Below are 20,706 nucleotides of genomic sequence, written 5' to 3' on the forward strand. Positions count from 1 at the left end.
TGACCAGGACCCCGGTCACCTTTTAGCCACCATCTACTGGAATCATTGAGCTACGCTCGAGAAAATCAGCTCGAGACCGGCAAGCGGGAGAGGTATGGCGATGACGGGACCCGCTGCGGAGTACCGGGTGTCCGAGCTGGCGACGGCGGCGGGGGTGGGAGTGCGCACGGTGCGCTACTACCAGGAGCGCGGCCTGCTCCCCCCGCCCCGGCGGCACGGCCGCCATGCCCTCTACAACGACACCCATCTCGAGCGGCTGACCCTGATCGCGGATCTGCTCGCACGCGGCCACAGCCTCGACGGCATCGCGGATCTGCTGGCCAGCGCCGAACAAGGCGGTGGTGTCTCGGAGCTGCTGGGTTTCGAGAAGGCGGCCTCGGTGGCGTGGGGCGACGAGGAGGTCACCGTCGACCTCGAGCAGATGTTCGCCCGATTCGGTGAGCAGGTGACGCCGGAGACGATCGCCGAGGCGGTCGAGCTGGGTTATCTGCGCATCGAGGACGAGGGCTTCGTGTTCTCCAGCGCGCGCCTGCTCGAAGGCGCGACCGGCTTTGTCGCCGCGGGCATTCCGCTGCGGACGGTGCTGGCGCTGAGCTGGGAACTGGAAGGCGCCTTCGATCGGATGGCTTTCGCGTTCGTCCGGGAATTCCGCACGCACGTGGTCGGCCGGGTCCTCGAACACCCGTCGCCCGAGCAGTTACGGCAGCTGGCGACATCGCTCGCCGACCTGCGCCCGGTCGTGCATCAGGTCGCCGACGAACTACTCGCGCGCGCCATGGACCGCCGCATCCATGCCGACCTGCCCGACGTGTCCGAGCAACTCAGTCGAGCGACCGGAACGGATCCTGCGGGCCGCTAGCTCTGCGCGCGTTCGGCCGGGTAGAGGCGGAAGGTGCCCTCGAATCCCTTGAGTTCCACCTCGCGCTCGGGACCGAGGGCGATGTCCGGCTCCGCGCAGATCGAGTCCCGCACGGCCTCGCTCACCAGCACCTCACCGCCACCGGCCTGCGCGGCCACGCGGGCCGCCATCGCGACATTGCGGCCGTAGAGGTCGTCGCCGCGCCGCACCGACGGTCCCATGTGGATACCGATCCGCACCAGCACAGTCGGCCGGCGCGGCGAATCGGCCCCTGCCAGCGCGACCTGGACGTCGAGGCTGCACCGGACCGCGTGCTCCGGTTCGGCGAAGGCGATCATGAAGCCGTCGCCCTGACTCTTCACGATATGACCGCGATGCGTGCCGACCAGGTCTCGAACCAGCCGATCGTGCCGGTCGAGCAGTTTGACCCAGGCGCGATCGCCGAGCTGCTCGTTCAGCGCGGTGGAGCCCTCGATATCGGAGAATACGATCACGACGTTGCCGTCGGGGGTGAGCTTCGCCAGGTCGGGTCGCTCCACCCGGGCCCAGGCGGCGAGTTCCTCGACCGAACTGAGCACCGCGCCACGAAACCCCTTCTCCCGCACCAGGTTCGCGGTTTCCCACACGGTCTTCACCGCCAGCCGCCCACGCGAGAGCAGGATCCGGCTCGCGTCGGGCCGACGGCGCCGCGACCGCAGCCGGCGATTCGCGCGCGACAGCAGCACGCCGACCACGACCAGCGCGACAGCCTCGGCGGCGGCGACCACCACCAGCAGGATCACGATCACCGTGGGCATGGGCAGACCATAACCGGGCCGGGGCGGCCACGTCTCGGCCAGGTGACCGTCGAGCCGCGCGCCGAGCATGATGCCGGAATCCGGAGTCGGCCCGCGGAGCGTGACAGGCATGACTGGCGATCTCGCCGGTATCGGCCTTCTTGCCGGGCGGGCAGACTGAGGCCCCGCCGCTGGTCGAGAAGTTCCGAGGAGTTGACACAATGGGTGAGCTGCACGTCAATATGAACATCACGCTCGACGGGGTGATCCAGGCGAACGGCGGTCCGACCGAGGAGGACAAGGGCTTCCGGTACTCCGGATGGGAACGCCCGTTCTGGGATCCGGAATCCGAAGCACAGATCAACGCGGACGTGCAGGCATCCGACGCGCTGCTGCTCGGCCGCACCACCTACGACATCTTCCGCCGATACTGGCCGGGCCAGCCCGACGAGATCGGCCGGGCATTCGACCGGGTACCCAAGTACGTCGCGTCTCGCGGCACGCCGGAACTGTCCTGGGACACCAGCTTTCAGCTCACGAACGCCGCCGAAGAGGTGCGCGACCTGCGGCGGCGGCACGAGCAGATCCACACGTGGGGCAGCGCCGATCTGCTGCAGACGCTGTTCCGCGAACATCTGGTGGACCGGGTCAACCTGTGGATGTGTCCAGTCGTGATCGGCCAGGGCAAGCGACTGTTCCCCGAGGGCGCGCCCGCCGCCCGCTTCGAACTGACCGAACCGCCGAGGTCCTTCCCCGCAGGTGTGACGCTGCTGCGCTTCCGACGCCTCGAGGGTGCTCCGGAGACCGCCGACACCGCCGCCTGAGTCCGACAACGTGAGCGTGAACGCGTTGGCCGTCCACGGCCCCCGGTCGGCCACGCGTTCGGACCCTCTCATGCGGCCATCTCACCCGTTCGACTGGCGACCGCGCGGCGAATGTGCGACGGTCACGCACGCAGGACGAACACGGCGCCGCGCCGAGCGACGGTGAGTAGAAATGAGAGCTGGTGGCGACCAATTTCCCCTTCGCCGAGGTGACTTCGAATCAACTGTCGTTCGAGGAGCGCGACGCGCGATATGCGCAGCTGCACGCATGGCCCGACAGTAGCTATCCGCATCACAGCGGACTGCGCATGGTCTGGCGCTACGACGACGCCCGGGAACTGCTGGAGGCGAGCGAATCCGGTATCTCGAACGCGAACTCGCTGCAACCGCTGGTCGGTTATCCGCGTATCGCCGCCAATCCGCGCGCCGTCGGCCACCTGTGCCGGCATCTGATTCCCTTGCCCGCCAAGGCGACCGCGGATTGCACCGACGACGTCCTGCACAAGCGCGTGTGGGACAGCATGGCCGGGCCGGACGGCCACTTCACGATTCCCGCGGGCCTGCGCGAACAGCGCGCGGCCGAACTCACCGCGCATTTCCACGCGACCCTGGAGGGGCGCGCGCCGCGGCGCGGGACGACGATCGACGCGACGGCGCTGTCGATCGCCTACGCCGCCCGGGTCGTCGGCGCGGCGGTGGGCCTGCCCGCGACGCAGTGGCCGTCGGTGGCGGAATGGAGTGGTGCGCAGTCCGGTCTGCTCGGCCGTCGGCTGCGGGGCCGCGAACTGGCCGACGCGGTCGGCGCGCTCGGGCGGTTGTTCACGGTGAGCGGCGACACCGTGGCCGCCGCGCGCCGACAGCGCACCGCGGGTTTCGCCCAGCGGCTGGCCGCGGCGGGGATTCCGCACCGCGTCGCCGTCTCCGCCATGGCGAACTCGCTCGCCGCCGGCGTGCACACCGTGAGCGGGACCATTCAGCAAGGTCTGCAACGGCTGCTGAGCGATCCCGACCGGCACTGGTGGAATCTGCTGGCCGGACCGGACGCCGGGCGCGTCGCCACCAAGGTGCTCGCCCTCGACCCCGGGCTGGTGGCGTGGAAACGCGACGTGACCTGGCCCGTGACGCTGCGCAGCGGCACCACGCTGCCCGCCGGGCCGGTACTGGTGATGTTCGCCGCCGCCAACCGCGATCCGCGGGCATTCGGCGCTCCGCTGGATCTGCACGCACCCGGCAAACTGCCGCTGACCTTCGGTTTCGGCAGGCATGTCTGCCCGGGCAAGTCGCTGGCTCAGCTGGCGATCGAGGTCTTCCTGCGAGAATGGCGGCTCGTCGCGCCCGAGTGCCGCCTCGCGCCGCAGCCCCGATCACCGGCTACCCGGCCGGACGATCTGCTGTTCAGCGGCGCCGACGTGACCCTCGTCGGGTGAGTGCTCGGGAGCGCCGGTGGCCGCTATCGGGCATTATGAGCGCATGACAGAGCGCGACGAGGTGTCGCGGGCCGAGATGGACCTCGTCGAACGTGTCGTCGGGGTCGGCGATCCGCTGGCCGTGGGCCGATTCCGCTATTGGTTCGGTTCGCGCCGGTGGGAGTGGTCCCCGGAAGTGGCGCGGATGCACGGCCACCCGCCGGACACCGAGCCGACCACCGCGCTGCTGCTCTCGCACAAGCACCCCGAGGACCGCGATCGGCTCGAGGCATTGATCACCTCTGTCGAGGACGGCGGCGCGTTCTCGAGTCGCCACCGCATCATCGATGCCGCCGGGCGAACCCGGGAGGTCCTCGTGGTGTCCGAGCCGATGACCAATGAGAGCGGCGCGGTGATCGGCACCCAGGGCTACTACATCGATCTGTCGGTCGCCGCGGCCGAGTACCGCAAAGAGGTACTCGACGACGTCCTGCCGCAACTGGTCGACGCCCGCGCGGTCATCGAACAGGCCAAAGGCGCACTCATGCTCGGCTACGGCATCAACGCCGACCAGGCGTTCGCGGTGCTGCGGTGGCGCTCGCAGGAGACCAACACCAAACTCCGTGCGATCGCCGGCCGCATCGTCGCGGGCCTGCCCGGCATGGCCGACGAGGACATCAAGCTACGGTCCCGCCTCGATCACGTCCTGTTGACGGCGCACAACGGCGTCGGCCACACACCGCCGGACGACTAGCGCCGCCTCGCTCCCCGGTGCCCTCGCGGAGCAACTCCAAAGGCTCGGGCGACGCCTGACTCGCCACCGTCGGCCACGGTATTCGATCCGGTCGCGCCGCGTAGCTCCGACCATTACGGGTAATGCGAGAACGCCATTACTGTCGATGATTGGAGGCGTCATGACAGACGTCGACGAGAGGACGGCCACCGGAGGCGGCGGTCGGCTTCGTATTCCACGCAGTCGCGGCGCGCTGGGCGGGCTGGCCGTACTGCTGCTGGGTATCTGGGGCGCGTTCATTCCGTTCATCGGGCCCTATTTCGATTTCGGTTACACCCCGGACGAGCCGTGGGTGTGGTCGGCCGCGCGCGGCTGGCTGCAGGTGCTGCCGGGCGTGGTGGCGGCGATCGGCGGCTTGCTCATGCTGTCGAGCGGCAATCGTGCCGTGGCGATCACGGGTGCGTGGCTGGCCGCGGCGGCCGGTGCGTGGTTCGTGATCGGGCCCGCGCTGGCAGGCCCGTTCCACCTCGGCGAGGTGGGCGCCCCGTTGGCCGGATCCGATTGGAAACAGGCGCTGATCCAGCTGACCTTCTTCTCGGGGCTGGGCGCGTTGATCCTGTTCTTCGCCGCGACCTCACTGGGCCGCCTGTCGGTCCGCAGCGTCCGCGATCTCGCCTTCGCGCGGCGTGAGGTCGGCACCGCGGAGACCCGCCCGGTGACCGCCACACCCGGCGTGACCGAGGGCGCCACCGTCACCCGGGACACCCCGCGCACCAGCGGACCCGGTCTGCATCGCGGACCGCGCCTGCACGGTGGTCCGGCCTGAGGCGTCGGTGCGACCGAACCGCCGGGACGGTGAAACCCCGCCGCCCCGGCGGTAATCGGCGCAAGCCGCCCCGGCGGTGATCGGTGCAAGCCGCCCCGGCGGTGATCGGTGCAAGCCGCCCCGGCGGTGATCGGCGCGGCGAGCTCACCGCGGGACAGCGGTGAGCCGTCGCAGGCTTTCGGCGAGTTCACGGCCGGTTGGGGCACGATCGGGGTCGATGAGATATTGCGCCGCGATTCCGGTGAGCAGCGCTTGATACAGGGTTCCGGCGCCAGGCGACGCCGCATCGTCCTCATCGGCGCCGTCGAACACCCGCGCCAGCCCGGCGCGAGCCTCGGCGAGACTGCCCGCGAGTTCCGCGCGCGCCTCGGGGTGGGCCAAGGCGTCGAAGGTGGCCGACCACACACCGCGGTGTGCGGCGATCGTGGCCAGCACCGCGTCCCAGCGGTCGGCGAACCGCAGCCACGGATCGGCCGCGTCGTCGGGCACCCGGGCCAGCGCCTGCTCCAGATCCGCGCCCCATTCCTGGGTCGCCTCGGCCAGCGCCGCGGTGAGCAAGGCCTCCTTGGTCCCGAAGTGATAGCCGATGGCCGCCATGCTCACCCCGGCGGTGGTGGCTATGTCGCGAACCGTGGTGCGCGCATAGCCCTTCTCGAACAGGCACCGCCGGGCGCCGGCCAGCAGATCCTCGCGATTTCCCATGCCAGCAGCATAGCGCAAACGCCTTAGACGATTGTCTTGCGCATTTGCCCAAATCGGCTGTAGGTTCTGCTCATGCAGCAGATGAGCAACCGCGATGTCCTGATCTCCGGCGCCAGCATCGCCGGGCCGGCCCTGGCCTTCTGGTTACGGCGCTACGGGTTCACCCCGACGGTCGTGGAGAAGGCCCCGGTGCTGCGCGACGGCGGCCAGGCCATCGACGTGCTCGGCACCGCCACGGAGGTGGTGCGCCGCATGGGCCTGCTCGACCGCGTGCACGAACTGAGCACCGGCAAACGCGGCACCTCCTACGTCGACGCAAGCGGCCGGGCGCGCGCGGTCATCTCGAGCGAGACCTTCAACGGCGTGGGGGCGAACGGGGACAGCGAGATTCAGCGCGGCGACCTCGCCCGGGTGCTCTATGAGGCCACCCGCGACGACGTCGAATACCGCTTCGGTGACTCCGTCGCCGCGTTGGAACAGGACGCCGACGGGGTGCGGGTGAGTTTCGACCACGCGCCGCCGCGCACCTTCGATCTGGTCATCGGCGCGGACGGAGCCCATTCACACACGCGCGCACTGGCTTTCGGGCCCGAGGCACAATTCGCCCGGCACATGGGCTACTACATCAGCACCTACACGATCCCGAATTTCCTCGGCCTCGACCACTGGGAGATGGACTACAACACACCCGGCGCCATCGCCGGTGCCTACAGCGCACGCGAAAACACCGAGGCCACAGCGATTTTCGCGTGGGCCTCGGATCCGATCGACTTCGACCACCACGATGTCGAACAGCAGAAGCAGATCGTCGCCGACGCGTTCGCCGGTCAGGGGTGGCAGGTGCCGCGACTACTCGCCCACCTCGACACCGCGCCGGACTTCTACTTCGACGCGATGACCCGGATCCACCTGGACAGCTGGCATCACGGCCGGGTCGCGCTCGTCGGTGACGCCGGGTGCTGCGCGTCCCCGCTGTCCGGGCAGGGTGCCGACCTGGCATTGGTCGGCGCCTACACCCTGGCCGGTGAATTGGCCACCGCCGCAGGCGATCACACCGCCGCCCTGCCCGCCTACGAGCGGCAGATGCGGCCCATGGTCGACGCCTGCCAGAAGTTCGCCGAGCGCACCGGCGCCTGGTACGCACCCGCGAGCAAAGCCATGATCCGCTTCCGCAACCTCAACGTGCGCCTCCTCCCCTACCTGCCGTGGCGCGGCCTCATCGGCGGTGCACCGCAGAAGATCGCCCGCACCATCGTCGCCAAGGACTACTCCTAGGACAGGTCCGGCGACCGCGGGTCAGTGCGCGGCGAGGGCGTCGAGGATCATCGGACGCGCCGTCGCCAGCGCCTCCTGCCAGTACGCCCAGGTGTGGGTGCCGTTGCCGATATCGACGCGTGCGCTGATGCCCAACGCCGACAAGCGATCTCGGAACATCTGCGCCGCCACCATCGTCAACGCGTCCAGGGCCATGGCGTTCACCGTGTTGCCGACGCCGTTCGGCAGATCCGGCGGACCCGGCACGCCGTTCCCGGCCCAGACGTACATCGGGAGCCCGCGCAGCGATTCGGCCTGTTCGGTGGCGTCGTTGCGACGCCAGGCGGGATCTGTCGCGGGGCCCCACATGTCGTCGACATTGTAGTTGCCCTCGTCCCACATGGCCGCGCGCATCGCCTCGTTCCACAGCGGGAAGGTCGGGTGCACGAACCCGGAGAAGGATCCGGCGAACCTGAACTGGTCGCGGTGGTGAGCGGCCAGCGTCAGGGCGGCGTTACCGCCCATGGACGCGCCGACAATGGCATTGTTGGTGCGCGAGACGCCGTATCGAGACAGGAATGCGGGCAATTCGGCGGTGAGGAAGGTCTCCCACCGGTATGTCGTCGCCTGGCGATTCGTGCTGCTCGGCTGGTGCCAGTCGGTGTAGAAGCTCGAGCGGCCACCGACCGGGAACACCAATGTGACATTGTCGCCCGCGAATTGGCGCAGCGCGTCGGTATCGGTCGTCCACTGATTGTGATCGGCCGGGGCACGCAGGCCGTCGAGCACGTACAGGGCCGCACTCCCGCCGCGCGCCGCCCACTGCACCTGGACCTTGATGGGCCCCATGCTGGAGGGCACCGACAACTCCTGGAACCCGCCCGCCGGTGTCTGCCGCACCGGCGCGTGCACCGGCGTGGCCACGGCCGCCGCCGCGCCGATCCACGACATCAGCAGCACCGTGACCGCGATGATTCCGGTGTTCCGCAGCCACGGCCGTCGGCCCGCGGATCGCGTCATCCGCCTACCTCCTCGCTTTTGTTGCGCTACTGCCGACATCCCGAATTCGACAGTTGCCCAGCATAAATACGCCGGGCGTGCCCACCAGGACCGGGAAGGCATCGAGTTTCCGGCGGCATCGGTGGCCGGTAGGTAGCGCGCCGGTGCCACCGGGTGCGGCCGAATCGGCACGGCACCGCACTACGCTGACGGGTGATTGCGGACGGTTATCCGAGAGGGGAAAATGCCTACCAACGCTGAGCGCGGTTTCGACAGGTTCGTCGCGAATGCCGACTATCCGATGTTCGTCGTCACCGCGCGTGCCGGCGAGCACGTCGCGGGCTGCCTGGTCGGATTCGCCACGCAGATCAGCATCGACCCGCGGCGGTTCCTGGTCTGCGTCTCGCAGGCCAACCACACCCACCGCATCGCCGAGCGCGCGACACATCTGGCGGTCCACCTGGTCGAGCGGCAGCAGACCGGGCTGGCGCGCCTGTTCGGCGGCGAATCCGGTGACGACGTCGACAAATTCGCGCGCTGCGAGTGGGACGAGGGCCCGCACGGCCTGCCCATCCTGCGGGAGACCTCGGCCTGGTTCGCGGGCCCGATCGTCGACCGGTTCACCGGCGGCGACCACACGGGTTTCGTCCTCGCACCGGAATTCGGCCCCGAGCGGCAGACCACGGTCGAGCCGCTGCGCTTCACCACCATGCCCGATATCGAGCCCGGTCACGACGCCTGACCGGTCGGCAGTGGCATTCCGCTCAACGCATGCGAAGCGTCCGGTGACGCAACCCGCCGCGCAATTGACCAGCCAGCAGACCCAGCAGCAGCCCGCGTTCCTCGGCGGCGACACCGCGAGCCAGCGTCACACTCCACAGTTCCTTCAGTACGACCGGTAGCCGGATCTCGGGCAGACCGTAACCGGGGAAATCGGCATGCAGGCGCGCCAGCCCCAGCCCACGCGGGTATCCCTGCCGCAGCGCGGGCCGGAAGCCGTGCCGATAGCGGTAGGCGACGAGCGCGGCGGCCAGGTAACCCACGCGATAGCCCGCCCGGTGCACCCGGAATCCGAATTCGACATCCTCGTTCGCCGGATAGGTGACATCGAGACCACCCACCTTCCGATAGACGGCGGCACGGCACGCCATACTGGCTCCGACAACCACCGGAGCGAGCACGCCCACGGGCTGGAAGGCGTCGGGCTCGGGTATATCCGCCGCGACGCGGGGGCCGCCCGGATTGAGCGAGCGGCCCTCGACCGCGCAACTCACCAGGTCGTATCCGGTTTCGAGGAACTCCACCAGCCTGCTGATCCAGTCGGGATATACCCGGTCGTCGTGATCACAGAACAGCAGGATCTCGCCGCTCGCCACCTCGGCACCTCGATTGCGGGCGAACGCGGCCCCACGTTTCTCCGCAGCGTGGAGATACCGCAGACCGAGCCGCTCTCGCAGCGGATGGCCCGCAAGATGTTCCGACAACGCGACCGGCGATCCGTTATCGGCGACAATCACCTCGAAACGCTCGCCATAATCCTGCCGCCCGAGCGCACCCAGCTGAATGTCGAGAAAATTCACACCCGTGCCGGTGTCGATATAGGTAGGAATCACAACCGATACAGCGGGCATTGCCATTCTGACACTTCCTCTCCCACGTGGAACGCGGCGAATCGACTATTCCGCCGCAGGGCACCGGTCGCATCGGTAGCCCGTCGGTAGTAGGTGGACAATACGCGAAGTGCCCCCGACCGTCGTGCACCAGAGATCGGGTTGGAGCTGGAGGAGAAATGCTCAGGGCTTGAATCTGACGTCAGGTCGGTTTCTACGGTGGATGATGTACCCAGAGCAGGGCGGTATGCGGGCGACAGGCCGAGACGAATTCACCGAGTTGCTCGACACGGCGCGTATTACCCGCAAATTCGACAGCGACTTCCGCACTGTACCGCCCCGAATTCTATGCGGAGTCCGCTGCCTTCTCGTCGATCCACTCGTTGATCATCCAGGCGTTCACCACGGCGGGCAGGACGAAGAACGCGATGAGGTTGCCGCCCATGCAGATCACGCCGTCCACCGCGTTGAACGGTCCGGTCAGCACGAAGAATCCGGTGGCCAGCGACAGATTCAGCACCAGGCACACCAGCACGGTGGCGGTCAGCCAGCCCGGAAACAGCCCGGCGCCCTTGGCGATCGCGTACATCGCCCACAGGTAGGGCACGCCGAGCAGGCCCAGCGGCGCGGCCGTCACCAGCACCGCCACATGCAGCGCGGCGAGCACCTCGTCGGAGACCTCGTCACTGAGCAGCGGCAAGGCCGCGAAAAGCCCGACCATGACGGCGAATACGGCGTAGAAGATGGTCTCGGTGGTCCACAGCAGCCGGCTCAGATACCGGCGCGGGCTGGTGTCGGCCTCGACCAGGCGACTGGTGAGGACGGCCGAGAACCACACCACGTACACCATGGCGCAGGCGGCGACGAAGGCCGCGGCACGCAACAGCGGGTTGTAGTCGTCGAAGAACTCCCCCACCTCGCCCGGCTCGGTGCCCCGCGGCATCCGGACGACGATGACTACGAGCCCGATCACGCTGAGCGAGAAGGCAATAGCCCAGGCCACCGCGTACACGAGGCGATGAACGGTCCGCGCTCCCCACCGCGATACCGCGGTGCGAGCGAGCCGCCCCATCGTCTCGGTGCCGGGCAGTACGGGCGCGGCGCCGATGAATTGTGCTGAGCCCATAGCGAATATCTCCCCGGCCGTCGACGCATCCGCACGTCACTGGTACGGACTGGTACCGATGAAAGATGAGAATAGGCCGCACACTCGTCCCGGTCAATGGACGCTCCGGCCACCGGGCACTACTACCGCGGCACGGCGCTCCGGGACCGGTCCCGGGCGTGCGCGCTTACCGTCGCCTATCGGTTGGCGCAGGCAGGTGCGAGTCCGGGCGAGGAGAGCGGTGTGGATGCGGCGGTGGCCCGATTGCGGGAGGTCTCCGGGCGGGATCTGTATCGGCACAACGCTTTCCGCGTGACCGGGATCGCGACCGACGCCGACCGGGCGACGGTGCGGCAGCGGCGGCAGCTGGTGGTCGCGGCCGTCGCCGCCGGAGCCGATATCGACCTCGGACACGGCCGGGCGGTCACCGAATCACAGGTGCGCATGGCGTTCGATGTGCTGCTGGGCGATCCGCGGCGGCGGCTCGCCGACGAGGTGTTCTGGCTGTGGGGTCGTTCGGTCGCACGCTGCGGCTGTGCCCCGCGAGTGCACCACGATCACGATGCCGCGGTGCGCGCGCACAGCGCCGCGCTGGACGCGGAGGACGACCCGGACGCACCCGCGGCGCGAGTGGCCGAATTGTGGGCGCGCGCGGGGCGGCACTGGCGGCTGACGTTGCGGCGCACCGATTTCTGGGACCATCTCCGGCATCGCGTCGGTTCCCTGAACGACCGCGCGCTGGATCTCTCGACGGTCGAGGCGATCCGCGGCGCGGTCCCGGCAACCCTGGTGAAACCCCTTGTCGAATTGGCGATGTCGCTTCCGGACCCGGCCCGGCCGATCGGTATCGCCCGGAAGTGGCCGGTGCCCGAGCCGGTCGTGGACGATCTACTCGAGCAGGCGGCCGAGCCGCTGTGCGGGCGGCTCGACACGATGCTCGACGAGGCGTTCGACCTGCTGCGGAACAACGAATTCGTCGGCGCGGCAACATGTGCCGAGCAGCTGCTGCCGGATCTGCGGCGCTTGCGATCCGTGCTGCCCGCGCAGCGGTTCCGCCGCACGAGCACCCTGTGTGATCAGACGGCCGTCGTGTTGAACAACTGCGCCCTGGCGGTGGCCGACCGGGCGGACGAGGCGCAGCTCGACCGGGCGGATGGCTGGCTGCTGAGCGCCCTGGAACTGGCGGTCGACGCCGAGACCACGACCGCGATCTCGGCGAACCGCACCGTCCTGAGCGCGGCGCGCGAGCGTGCCGAACGGCGACGGCACGACGAGCGGCGGCGCGCCGAGCGACGAGAGCGGGAACGGCGGCAGTGGCAGGAGATCGAACAGGAACGGCAGCGGCGGCGGGAACGGCGCGCCCGGCAGCGGCGGACCGTAATCGCCACGCTCGCCGCGACTCTCGCGCGCAGTCGCGCGAACCTGTATCTACTGTCCTTCGCGGCGATGGGGACGCGCCGCACGCTGGTCACGGTGGCCGCGGGCGCGCTGTTCATGCTCGGTGTGGTGGGGCTGGCGGTGTGGCAGACCGCGAGCGCGCAGGAGACGGCCATGGTGTGGGCGGCGCGGGTGTCTGCCAATGCCCCGGTGGGCCGGTGCATCGGGCAGGAGTCGGACTGGTCGGCGACCACCACGGTGCGCCTCACCGACTGCGACCGTCCGCACTGGGGCGAGATACTCGGCTATCCGCGGCTGGCGCCGTCGCCGTCACCGTACCCGGGCGACGACCAAGTGGTCGCCCTGGCGCGATTCCGGTGCGGGCTGCAATTGTCGAGCCAGGGCCTGTCCCCCGCGATCTTCGAGAGTTCCCGCATCGACCCGGACGCGCGGGTGTGGAACACCGGCGACACGCGGTTCGAGAACTACGCGACCTGCGTGGTGCACCGCCGCGACGGCGCGCCGATTTCCGGTGGGCCGCTGGTGGATCCGGAGCGGCAGCTACCTCCTTCGCTGCGGATGAGCCTGTACACCGACGCGATCGCCACGAATCCACCGGTGGGCAGCTGCGTCGCCGAGGAACGAGAATTCACCGCCTCGGTGAAGGACGTCACGATGGTGGATTGCGAGGTCCCGCACTGGGCCGAGGTGGTCGGCTACCCGGTGCTGTACGAGCCGGGCACGCCGTGGCCCGGAGACGCCGCGACGCAGGAAACGGCGAAATCGGCGTGCCTGCGCCTCGCGGCGCTGCCGAAGGATTTCCGATTGCAAGTCGTCGCGCCCGCGGGCGACTGGTGGAACCTGTCCGGCACGCGCAAGTACGCCACCTGCCTGGCACAACGCATCGACGGGCGGAAGTTCGACGGAGGCGTGCGATGAGCAGAATCGGACGGGAATTGCGCCAGCGGAGGTACCACCGCGCCTTCCGCATCGCGCCACCGGACTGGGACGAGCGCGGCCGTCGGCAACTACAGCAGCTGCTGTCCGAATTCCCCTGCGCCGACGATAATTCCGATTCGCCCCCACCGCTCGACGAGCACGCCCTCGCCGAGGCCGCGACCAGCCTGTGGCGGGCAGAACGCAAACTGCGGTCCGACAGCGGGGATCCCGCCGCCCGCGCTCGGCAGGCGCGCCGCTATCTGGACCGCACCCGGCAGGCACTGACCGGCGCCGGACTGGTCGTCCACGATCACGACGGCGACGCGTTCCACCCCGGCCGTTCCCTGGACGTGCTCGCGTTCCAGGACGATCCGGCGCTCACGGCCGAAACAGTGATCCAAACCGTCCGTCCCACAGTCTATTTCCGCGACCGGCGCATCCAAACCGGGCAGGTGATCGTCGGCTGCCCGGCCGAGGACGGTTCCGGCGCGGCCGAGCACGATGGAGGAAACCGTGAGTGAGCCCGCACCGAACAGCGACACCATCGACGTGGGGATCGACCTCGGCACCACCAACAGCGCCGTCGCGGTCGCCGCGGACGGTGACGCGGCCGTGGTCAAGAACAACGAGAACGTCGAGATCACCCCGTCGGCGGTGTGGATTCCGCGCCGCGATCTGGTGTACGTCGGCGACCGAGCGCGCAAACGCGCCGAATCCGACCCGCGGAACACGGCATCGGAATTCAAACAGATGATGGGTTACGACGGCGCCGCCTGGCACTTCACCAAGGCAGGCATCTCGCTGACACCGCAGCAGCTGTCGGCGGAGATCCTGAAAACCTTGCGCCAGAACGTCGCTCGCGCGCGGGGCGAGGCGCCCGATGTCGCGGTGATCACGGTCCCGGCGGCGTTCGCGCTCAACCAGCGCAACGCCACCCTGCACGCGGCCGAACTCGCCGGCCTGGGCCGGGACTGCCCGCTGATCCAGGAACCGACGGCCGCCGCGTTCGCCTACGCCCTGCACGAGGGCACCGGCCGCGGGTACTGGCTGGTCTTCGACTTCGGCGGCGGCACCTTCGACGCCGCGGTGGTGGATCGCGGCGACGACGAACTGCGGGTTCTGACCCACGCCGGCGACCGGAGCCTGGGCGGCAAGGACATCGACTGGGCGCTGGTCGAGCACGTCCTCGCCCCGGCCGTGGCGCGGCAGTTCGGGTTCGATGATTTCGACCGCGGCAATCGCCGCTTCAGCGGCGTCTTCGGCAGCCTGAAGGCCCTCGCCGAGCAGGCGAAAATCGACCTCTCCCAGCACGATTCGACCGATCTGCTGGCCGAGCTCAATGTCGACGGCCGCCTCGACGGCCGCGAGGAGATGCTCGAGCTCACCGTGCGCCGCGAGGAACTCGACGCGCTCGCCGAGCCCTTCTACACTCGCGCGATCAATCTCGCGCGCACCGCGATCTCCGAGGCCGCCCTCACCGCGGGACGGATCGACCGGGTGTTGCTGGTCGGCGGCACCACGCTGGCTCCCGGGCTGCGGGAGCGGCTGGCCGACCCGCGGCACGGGCTCGGCATCGCACTCGACTTCAGCGCCGACCCGACCACCGTGGTGGCGCGGGGCGCCGCCCTGTTCGCCGCCACCGTCCGCCGTCCCCGCCGGGCAGCGCACACGGCGCGCGCGAACGGCTTCGCGCTCGAGCTGACCCACGAACCGTCGGTGACCACCACCACCGCCGTGGTCGCCGGGCGGGTGCGGGGCACGGCGGCGGGCGGCTGGCCCGATTATTCGGTGACACTGAGCAATCCGGAATCGGCGGTGCCGTTCCGGTCGGCGCGCATCCCGCTCAACGGCAACGGCGCCTTCAGCACGATGGTCGACCTCGATGCCCACCGGACCTCGCGGTTCCGGGTCGAACTCACCGACGCCGCCGGCACGCCCTGCGCGCTCGAACCGGACACCTTCACGCTGACCCATCGGGCCGGTCCCGAGCTCGGCGGCGTCCGGCTCGCCGATTCGCTGGGTGTGCAACGCGCCGACGAGGGGTTCACGGTGCTGTTGCGCAAGGGCGCGACGCTGCCCGCCACCGTGCACAAGCAGTTCAAGACCTCCGACGCCCTGCGGCGTGCGGACCTCGACAGCGTCTTGCGCATCCCGATCGCCGAGGGCGAGCGCAGCCGGGGCGAACGCAACCGGCGGGTGGGAATGCTCGAGATCAGGTCCGCCGACATCCACGTCGACCTGCCCGCCGGCAGCGACGTGGACGTCACCTTCGAAGTCGACACGTCGGGCATGGTCACCGCGGTGGCCGACCTGCCGGGCGCCGACATCCAGACCGAGGCGGTCATCGATCTCACCGCCCTCGCCCCGCCCACGCACCGGGATCTGGCCGCCCAACTCCGCGAGGCCGAACAGCGACTGTCGCTGCTGCCCGACCACTCCCGGATGCCGGCGCGGGCCGCCCGGGTGCGCGGCCGGATCGACGAGGAGGACACGGTCGCCTCCGCGCGCGAGAAGGTCGATGCCGCCGCGGCCGATCCCGCCGCCGCGGTCGCCGCCGAGGACCGGCTCCGGGATCTGCACGCCGCCCTCGACGACATCACCGACGCCCTCGCGGTCCCCGAACTCGTCCGCGACCTGGAATCCACCCTCGCCGAGATCTCGACGCTGGTCGACCAGACGGGCGACGCCGAGGATCGCCGCAGCTGTGCCGAACTGCGGGCGCGGGCCGACGAGGCCGTACGGGCACACGATCCGGTCGCCCTGCGCCGCCAGCTCGACCGCGCCACGGAACTGCATATCGACCTGCTGCGCCGCCGACCCGAATTCCCCCTGCTGGTGTTTCACGCGCTGCAGAGCCAGCTCCAGGCGACGCCCGCCGCCGGGCCACTGCTGCGCGAGGGCGGGCGGGCCGCGGATCGCGGGGACATGCGGGCCCTGATCTCGGTGAACCATCGCCTGCGCGCGCTGTTGCCCGCGGACATCCGCACCAGTTCGATCGGAATTGTCGAATGACGTCGGCCGATGCCACCGTGGCCCGGCGGCTGGCGGTCGCCCGAGCCGCCGATGCCGCCCGCGCGGGGCGTCTCGACGCTGCCGCACGACTGCTCGACGATCTCGGCGACGCCGCGGGTGACGTTGCCGTGCTCGACCTGCGGGCCCGCGTCCACGCCCAGAACGGCGACCTCGCGGCGGCCGACCGGTGCTGGGCCCGCGTCCTGGCTGCGGCGCCCGAGTACGAGCCCGCGCACATCGGTCGCGCGGTCATCGCCCGAATCGATCAGGGCCGCACGCCGATCCGACCGCGGCTGCGACCACACCCGGTCATCGCCGGGGTCGTGGCGGTCGCGGTGGTCACCGCGGCCGGCGGGTGGTTTCTGGCCGAGACGCGGTCGGATGTCCGCGCGGTGTCCGTCGCACCGGAATCGAGAACTCCCGCGCCGCAACGGCAATCGGACGCTCCGATCACCGACGACGTGGACCGCGATCTCGACGCGATCGCCGCGGCGGCCTCCGTGCCCGGCGCGACGGCCGCCCGCCGCGCCGACCGGGTCGAGGTCGTCCTCGACGCCGGAGCCTTCGAGTCCGGGACCGAGATCACCACCGCCGCGGCGGATCTGCTCACCGAAATCGGTGCGCGCACAGCGGCATTGCCGGTGTCGGCCACGGTGGTCGGGCACACGGTCGCCGTCGCGGGCGGCCCGCAGACCGGCGGCTCCACCGTCGGATGGCAACGCGCCGCCGTCGCCGCGGCCTACCTCGCCGCGGGCAGCGGACGCCCCTTCACCGCGTTCACCCTCGCCTGCGCCGACCAGCGCGACGCCCCGCATCCCGAGCCCGCGCGCAACCGCACCGTCACCGTGCAGCTGCGGCCGGAATCGTGACGGGATACGTCCGCAGCACCTAGCCCCAGTTGGCAGCGAGAGTGAGGCAGAACGGGTGGCCGCTCGGATCGAGCAGCACCCGCCAGCTGTCGCCCGGCTGGAACTCCGGCACTGTAGCGCCCAGTTCGACCAGTTGCTTACTGGCCATCTCGAGGTCGTCGACCGCCAGATCCAGGTGAAACTGCTTGGTGCCGTGCTCGTTCGGCCAGGCGGGCGCCTGATAATCCGGGACGGTGCCGAACCCGAGCGCGTGATCCGGACCGGTGAGCATGGCGTACTCGTCCTGGGCGTGGGCGATCTCCCAACCGAGCGCCGCCGCCCAGAACTCCGCGTCCCGCCGTGCGTCGGAGCTGTCGAGAGTGAGCATCTTCAACGTAGCAACTGCCATGGGTCTTCCTCTCCGCAACGAAATTACCGTCGACAGTCTGCGACCACCGCCGCCGCACCGGATTGCAAAAACGCGACACCAGCCCTGTGACCGGCGTGTACGCCGAGACCGCCGGAGAAGCGCGCCGAGACGGGCCCGGCCCCGTATCGTCCAGCCGACGGATCGGCGCTGGCGGCGGCCGGTGATATATCGCTGGCGGGCGTGGCCGTCTCGGTGTTAGCGTCGCGTGATCGAGTTCGACGTGGCGCGAGACAGCAGAGGTGAGTCGATGATTGTGGTGAAGACCGCTGCGTTGCGCAGCGCCCCGATCATCCTCATGTCCGGGGCTCCGGTCTGATCGAATCCCCTCGCCGATCGTGGCGTGTGCCCGTGGCAGACGCACCCGGCGACCGCTCGGCTGCGTGCGTCCGTCCGCCGCAGGCGCTTTCGCTCGTGGACATGCCAACGCCACAGCCGTGCGACTCACCTTTCCACACGGAGATGAAACGCTTTGAGCACTCATATCAACTGGATCACTCGTGCCGAGACCATCGCCGACATTCCGGCGATCCGCAAGATCAACCTCGGCGCATTCGATACCGCGGAGGAGGCCGATCTCGTCGAAGCTCTGCGCGCCGATCCGGCGTGGATGGACGGCTTGTCCATCGTCAGCGCGGGACCGGACGGCGAGCCGGTCGGATACGCACTGCTGACTCGCTGTCACGTCGACGACACCCCGGCGCTGTGCCTGGGACCGTGCGCGGTCCTGCCCGAGTACCAGCGGACCGGGGCGGGTTCCGCCGCGATCCGCGCCGCGCTCGCGGCCGCCGCGCGAGCGGGTGAGAATTTCGTGATCGTGCTCGGGCATCCGAGCTACTACCCGCGATTCGGCTTCACCCGTGCCTCCCGGTACGGCATTCGCCTGAGTATCGATGTCCCGGAGGACGCATTGATGGCGTTGAGCCTGAACTCCGGACAGCTACCCAGCGGAACCGTCCGTTACGCAGCACCTTTCGGCATCTGACGAGCCGAGACCCTTCGCTGCGCTGTCCCGTCGTCCTGGGCTCGCCCGCAGACATGCCGGCGAGCCCAGGACTCCGGCCCCTAACTCCGACGAATTCGCCGATCCCGATCCGAGGGCGACCGGCCATCCCGCTCGTTCACCGTGCCGATCCCCGTGGGCTCACGACGGCTGGCGGGTCGGCATGATGGTGACCTGCTGCAGGTTCACGCGTGCGGGCTGGGCGGCCAGGAATTCGACGGCGGCGGCGATATCCTCCGGGTGGAGCCAGGTCATCGATTGTTTCGAAGCTTCGAGCCAGTCCTGGGCGCCGGGGTCGGTGACGTGGCCCTGCAACTCCGTGCCGACGATGCCCGGTTCGATCGCGGCGACTCGGACATCCTTGGCTCCGAGTTCGGCGCGCAGGGTCCGTGACAGGTGCGTCACGTAGGCCTTGGTGCCCGAGTACACCGCGAAGTTCGGGAAGATGTTCTGCGCGGCGATCGAGGACGTGTTGATCAGGTCGGCCACGCCCTTGTCCGCGGCCGCGGCGATCAACTGCGGGACGAACGCGCCGATGGTATTCATCAGGCCGGTCACGTTCAGATCGATCTGCCGCTGCCACTGCTCGACCGGCAGTTCCTCGACAGGTGCGGGCAGCATGACACCGGCATTGTTGAACAGCAGGTCGGCGGTGCCGAGTTCGGCGGCGACTCGCTCGGCGGCGTTTCGCACAACTTGCGCGTCGGTCACGTCGACGGCCAGGGCCAGCGCCGTCCCGCCGGACCGCTCGATCCGCGCGACCAGCTGTTCGAGTCGACCGGCCCGGCGTGCGAGCACGGCAACCCGGGCCCCGGCGGCGGCCAGCCGTTCGGCGGTGGCCGCGCCGATGCCGCTGGAGGCACCCGTCACGACGGCGACGCGGCCGGCGAGGGTCTTCTGGGTAGTCATCGGTGGTCTCTCCTTCGTGTCGTCCGCGGCGGTTGCGCCGCGTATGACAGACAACCGCCGAAACACCGCCCGCGGACGGCCGAATCGCGCCCTGATCGACCTAGGTCCGGCGAACCTGGTTCCAGCAGACCGACCTTCGGCGGCGACAGGTGCCGACGGTCCGGTCACACTGGATCCATGGAGCACAACGCCGAGCTGAAGGAGTTCTTGCGCACCCGCCGTGCGCGCCTGAACGTCGAAGACGTCCAGGTCGGCGGAACGGGCGGCGTGCGCCGGGTGCCGGGATTGCGCCGCGAGGAAGTGGCCCGGCTGGCCGGGGTGAGTGTGGACTACTACAGCCGCCTCGAGCAGGGCCGCAATCTGAACGTCTCCGACGATGTCCTCGACGCCGTTGCCCGCGCCCTGCGCCTGGACGAGGTCGAGCGGTCTTATCTGTTTCAGATCGCCCGGGCGAATCCGCGGCGTGCCCGGCGCCGCACTCCGGCGCGAGTACAGCGCGTCCGCCCGGGAGTCCGCCGCATCCTCGAGACGCTCGACGACGTGACGCCCGCCTTCGTCTTCGGCCGCCGCATGGACATTCTCGCAACCAACCGTCTCGCCCGGGCGTTGCTGACCGACTTCGAGGCGCTTCCGCCTCGGGACCGAAACATGTTGCGCTACACCTTCCTCGACGATTCCGCCCGCGAGCTCTACGTCGATTGGGAGGAGGTCGCCCGGGACAACGTCGCGGTCCTGCGCCTGGACGCCGGCCGCCACCCCGACGACCCACTGCTCACCGAACTCGTCGGCGAACTCGCGGTCAAGAGCCCGGAGTTCCGGCGCTGGTGGGCGGACCACAACGTCCGCGAGCGTAGTCACGGCACGAAGCGCTACCACCATCCCCTCGTCGGCGATCTCACCATCGACTACGAAAGCGTCTCCCTGCCGGGCGATCCCGACCAGACCCTGTGCATCTACACCGCCGAAGCAGGCTCGCCGTCGGAGACCGCGCTCGAGCTGCTCGCCACCTGGACCGGCTCGCAGCGGCCGGCCGACGGCCCCGATCCGGAACACCGGTCGCGAGCCGAGCGGCCGGGCGTCCGGCAACCCTGATCGCG

Annotated in this window: 20 protein-coding genes; 13 read left to right on the top strand and 7 right to left on the bottom strand. The window is 69.7% G+C overall.

Features of this window, described 5'->3' with window-relative positions; all coding sequences use genetic code 11:
- Positions 1-100 precede the first annotated feature (100 nt).
- The gene (locus tag NWFMUON74_RS18540; RefSeq protein ID WP_197986865.1) at positions 101-859 is read left to right on the top strand and encodes a MerR family transcriptional regulator; all 759 of its coding nucleotides are present in this window, start codon (positions 101-103) and stop codon (positions 857-859) included.
- On the opposite strand, the gene NWFMUON74_RS18545 is transcribed toward NWFMUON74_RS18540, so the two are convergent.
- A complete protein-coding gene (locus NWFMUON74_RS18545) occupies positions 856-1,656 on the bottom strand; it encodes an adenylate/guanylate cyclase domain-containing protein (protein ID WP_187689257.1) in 801 nt (266 codons plus the stop codon). The genes NWFMUON74_RS18540 and NWFMUON74_RS18545 overlap by 4 nt on opposite strands.
- Before the next feature lie 200 nt (positions 1,657-1,856).
- On the opposite strand from NWFMUON74_RS18545, the gene NWFMUON74_RS18550 reads away from it, so the two are divergent.
- The 4 genes from NWFMUON74_RS18550 (at position 1,857) to NWFMUON74_RS18565 (ending at position 5,424) form a co-directional block, all read left to right on the top strand.
- Positions 1,857-2,459, top strand: a complete 603-nt coding sequence (locus tag NWFMUON74_RS18550) for a dihydrofolate reductase family protein (RefSeq protein WP_187683131.1) — start codon at positions 1,857-1,859, stop codon at positions 2,457-2,459.
- A 182-nt stretch (positions 2,460-2,641) separates the two neighbouring features.
- On the top strand, positions 2,642-3,886 hold the full coding sequence (locus NWFMUON74_RS18555) for a cytochrome P450 (protein WP_187683132.1): 1,245 nt from the start codon (positions 2,642-2,644) through the stop codon (positions 3,884-3,886).
- A gap of 43 nt (positions 3,887-3,929) precedes the next feature.
- Entirely contained in the window at positions 3,930-4,619 is a 690-nt protein-coding gene (locus NWFMUON74_RS18560; protein WP_187683133.1) for a PAS and ANTAR domain-containing protein, read from the top strand.
- 160 nt (positions 4,620-4,779) lie between these two features.
- Entirely contained in the window at positions 4,780-5,424 is a 645-nt protein-coding gene (locus NWFMUON74_RS18565) for a hypothetical protein (RefSeq protein ID WP_187683134.1), read from the top strand.
- A gap of 144 nt (positions 5,425-5,568) precedes the next feature.
- Here the strand turns inward: NWFMUON74_RS18565 and NWFMUON74_RS18570 are convergent, their stop codons facing one another.
- Positions 5,569-6,126 carry a TetR/AcrR family transcriptional regulator gene (locus tag NWFMUON74_RS18570; protein WP_187683135.1) on the bottom strand — a complete coding sequence of 186 codons (558 nt, stop codon included), beginning with the start codon at positions 6,124-6,126 and terminating at the stop codon, positions 5,569-5,571.
- A 72-nt stretch (positions 6,127-6,198) separates the two neighbouring features.
- Here NWFMUON74_RS18570 and NWFMUON74_RS18575 point away from each other — a divergent pair, with 72 nt between their 5' ends.
- On the top strand, positions 6,199-7,401 hold the full coding sequence (locus tag NWFMUON74_RS18575) for an FAD-dependent monooxygenase (RefSeq protein WP_197986866.1): 1,203 nt from the start codon (positions 6,199-6,201) through the stop codon (positions 7,399-7,401).
- Between the two features lie 21 nt (positions 7,402-7,422).
- Here the strand turns inward: NWFMUON74_RS18575 and NWFMUON74_RS18580 are convergent, their stop codons facing one another.
- Positions 7,423-8,400 (bottom strand): alpha/beta hydrolase, encoded by a 978-nt coding sequence (locus NWFMUON74_RS18580; protein ID WP_187683136.1) that lies wholly within the window; start codon positions 8,398-8,400, stop codon positions 7,423-7,425.
- A 223-nt stretch (positions 8,401-8,623) separates the two neighbouring features.
- On the opposite strand from NWFMUON74_RS18580, the gene NWFMUON74_RS18585 reads away from it, so the two are divergent.
- On the top strand, positions 8,624-9,121 hold the full coding sequence (locus NWFMUON74_RS18585) for a flavin reductase family protein (RefSeq protein WP_187683137.1): 498 nt from the start codon (positions 8,624-8,626) through the stop codon (positions 9,119-9,121).
- 22 nt (positions 9,122-9,143) lie between these two features.
- Here NWFMUON74_RS18585 and NWFMUON74_RS18590 read toward each other — a convergent pair whose 3' ends face one another.
- Both NWFMUON74_RS18590 and NWFMUON74_RS18595 read right to left on the bottom strand, forming a co-directional pair.
- Positions 9,144-10,016, bottom strand: coding sequence for a glycosyltransferase family 2 protein (locus tag NWFMUON74_RS18590; RefSeq protein ID WP_187683138.1), 873 nt, complete (start codon positions 10,014-10,016; stop codon positions 9,144-9,146).
- A gap of 319 nt (positions 10,017-10,335) precedes the next feature.
- Positions 10,336-11,115 (bottom strand): hypothetical protein, encoded by a 780-nt coding sequence (locus tag NWFMUON74_RS18595; protein WP_187683139.1) that lies wholly within the window; start codon positions 11,113-11,115, stop codon positions 10,336-10,338.
- Between the two features lie 96 nt (positions 11,116-11,211).
- Between NWFMUON74_RS18595 and NWFMUON74_RS18600 the strand changes: the two genes are divergently transcribed.
- Genes NWFMUON74_RS18600 through NWFMUON74_RS18615 form a run of 4 tightly spaced genes read left to right on the top strand, consistent with a single transcriptional unit; the run spans position 11,212 to position 17,291 of the window.
- Positions 11,212-13,410, top strand: coding sequence for a hypothetical protein (locus tag NWFMUON74_RS18600; protein WP_187683140.1), 2,199 nt, complete (start codon positions 11,212-11,214; stop codon positions 13,408-13,410).
- A complete protein-coding gene (locus NWFMUON74_RS18605; protein ID WP_187683141.1) occupies positions 13,407-13,931 on the top strand; it encodes a hypothetical protein in 525 nt (174 codons plus the stop codon). Before NWFMUON74_RS18600 ends, NWFMUON74_RS18605 begins: the two co-directional genes overlap by 4 nt.
- Positions 13,924-16,422: an Hsp70 family protein gene (locus NWFMUON74_RS18610; protein ID WP_197986867.1), complete on the top strand. Its 2,499-nt coding sequence runs from the start codon at positions 13,924-13,926 to the stop codon at positions 16,420-16,422. Before NWFMUON74_RS18605 ends, NWFMUON74_RS18610 begins: the two co-directional genes overlap by 8 nt.
- The gene (locus NWFMUON74_RS18615) at positions 16,419-17,291 is read left to right on the top strand and encodes a tetratricopeptide repeat protein (RefSeq protein WP_187683143.1); all 873 of its coding nucleotides are present in this window, start codon (positions 16,419-16,421) and stop codon (positions 17,289-17,291) included. The genes NWFMUON74_RS18610 and NWFMUON74_RS18615 overlap by 4 nt, the downstream gene beginning before the upstream one ends.
- Positions 17,292-17,310: 19 nt before the next feature.
- Here the strand turns inward: NWFMUON74_RS18615 and NWFMUON74_RS18620 are convergent, their stop codons facing one another.
- Complete coding sequence (locus NWFMUON74_RS18620; RefSeq protein ID WP_187683144.1) at positions 17,311-17,679, bottom strand: VOC family protein; 369 nt, start codon at positions 17,677-17,679, stop codon at positions 17,311-17,313.
- Between the two features lie 490 nt (positions 17,680-18,169).
- Here NWFMUON74_RS18620 and NWFMUON74_RS18625 point away from each other — a divergent pair, with 490 nt between their 5' ends.
- Positions 18,170-18,682, top strand: a complete 513-nt coding sequence (locus NWFMUON74_RS18625; protein ID WP_187683145.1) for a GNAT family N-acetyltransferase — start codon at positions 18,170-18,172, stop codon at positions 18,680-18,682.
- 159 nt (positions 18,683-18,841) lie between these two features.
- Here NWFMUON74_RS18625 and NWFMUON74_RS18630 read toward each other — a convergent pair whose 3' ends face one another.
- Entirely contained in the window at positions 18,842-19,609 is a 768-nt protein-coding gene (locus NWFMUON74_RS18630; RefSeq protein ID WP_187683146.1) for an SDR family oxidoreductase, read from the bottom strand.
- Positions 19,610-19,786: 177 nt separating this feature from the next.
- Here NWFMUON74_RS18630 and NWFMUON74_RS18635 point away from each other — a divergent pair, with 177 nt between their 5' ends.
- Positions 19,787-20,701 (top strand): helix-turn-helix domain-containing protein, encoded by a 915-nt coding sequence (locus NWFMUON74_RS18635; protein WP_187683147.1) that lies wholly within the window; start codon positions 19,787-19,789, stop codon positions 20,699-20,701.
- The last annotated feature ends 5 nt before the right edge of the window (positions 20,702-20,706 follow it).

The sequence above is a fragment of the Nocardia wallacei genome, from assembly GCF_014466955.1.
GTDB classification, from domain to species: domain Bacteria; phylum Actinomycetota; class Actinomycetes; order Mycobacteriales; family Mycobacteriaceae; genus Nocardia; species Nocardia wallacei.

Coding starts and splice junctions, on each gene's coding strand:
- NWFMUON74_RS18540 (WP_197986865.1), top strand. CDS start 101: ATGACGGGACCCGCTGCGGAGTACCGGGTGTCCGAGCTGGCGACGGCG.
- NWFMUON74_RS18545 (WP_187689257.1), bottom strand. CDS start 1,656: ATGCCCACGGTGATCGTGATCCTGCTGGTGGTGGTCGCCGCCGCCGAG.
- NWFMUON74_RS18550 (WP_187683131.1), top strand. CDS start 1,857: ATGGGTGAGCTGCACGTCAATATGAACATCACGCTCGACGGGGTGATC.
- NWFMUON74_RS18560 (WP_187683133.1), top strand. CDS start 3,930: ATGACAGAGCGCGACGAGGTGTCGCGGGCCGAGATGGACCTCGTCGAA.
- NWFMUON74_RS18565 (WP_187683134.1), top strand. CDS start 4,780: ATGACAGACGTCGACGAGAGGACGGCCACCGGAGGCGGCGGTCGGCTT.
- NWFMUON74_RS18570 (WP_187683135.1), bottom strand. CDS start 6,126: ATGGGAAATCGCGAGGATCTGCTGGCCGGCGCCCGGCGGTGCCTGTTC.
- NWFMUON74_RS18575 (WP_197986866.1), top strand. CDS start 6,199: ATGCAGCAGATGAGCAACCGCGATGTCCTGATCTCCGGCGCCAGCATC.
- NWFMUON74_RS18580 (WP_187683136.1), bottom strand. CDS start 8,400: ATGACGCGATCCGCGGGCCGACGGCCGTGGCTGCGGAACACCGGAATC.
- NWFMUON74_RS18585 (WP_187683137.1), top strand. CDS start 8,624: ATGCCTACCAACGCTGAGCGCGGTTTCGACAGGTTCGTCGCGAATGCC.
- NWFMUON74_RS18590 (WP_187683138.1), bottom strand. CDS start 10,016: ATGGCAATGCCCGCTGTATCGGTTGTGATTCCTACCTATATCGACACC.
- NWFMUON74_RS18595 (WP_187683139.1), bottom strand. CDS start 11,115: ATGGGCTCAGCACAATTCATCGGCGCCGCGCCCGTACTGCCCGGCACC.
- NWFMUON74_RS18600 (WP_187683140.1), top strand. CDS start 11,212: ATGGACGCTCCGGCCACCGGGCACTACTACCGCGGCACGGCGCTCCGG.
- NWFMUON74_RS18605 (WP_187683141.1), top strand. CDS start 13,407: ATGAGCAGAATCGGACGGGAATTGCGCCAGCGGAGGTACCACCGCGCC.
- NWFMUON74_RS18615 (WP_187683143.1), top strand. CDS start 16,419: ATGACGTCGGCCGATGCCACCGTGGCCCGGCGGCTGGCGGTCGCCCGA.
- NWFMUON74_RS18620 (WP_187683144.1), bottom strand. CDS start 17,679: ATGGCAGTTGCTACGTTGAAGATGCTCACTCTCGACAGCTCCGACGCA.
- NWFMUON74_RS18630 (WP_187683146.1), bottom strand. CDS start 19,609: ATGACTACCCAGAAGACCCTCGCCGGCCGCGTCGCCGTCGTGACGGGT.
- NWFMUON74_RS18635 (WP_187683147.1), top strand. CDS start 19,787: ATGGAGCACAACGCCGAGCTGAAGGAGTTCTTGCGCACCCGCCGTGCG.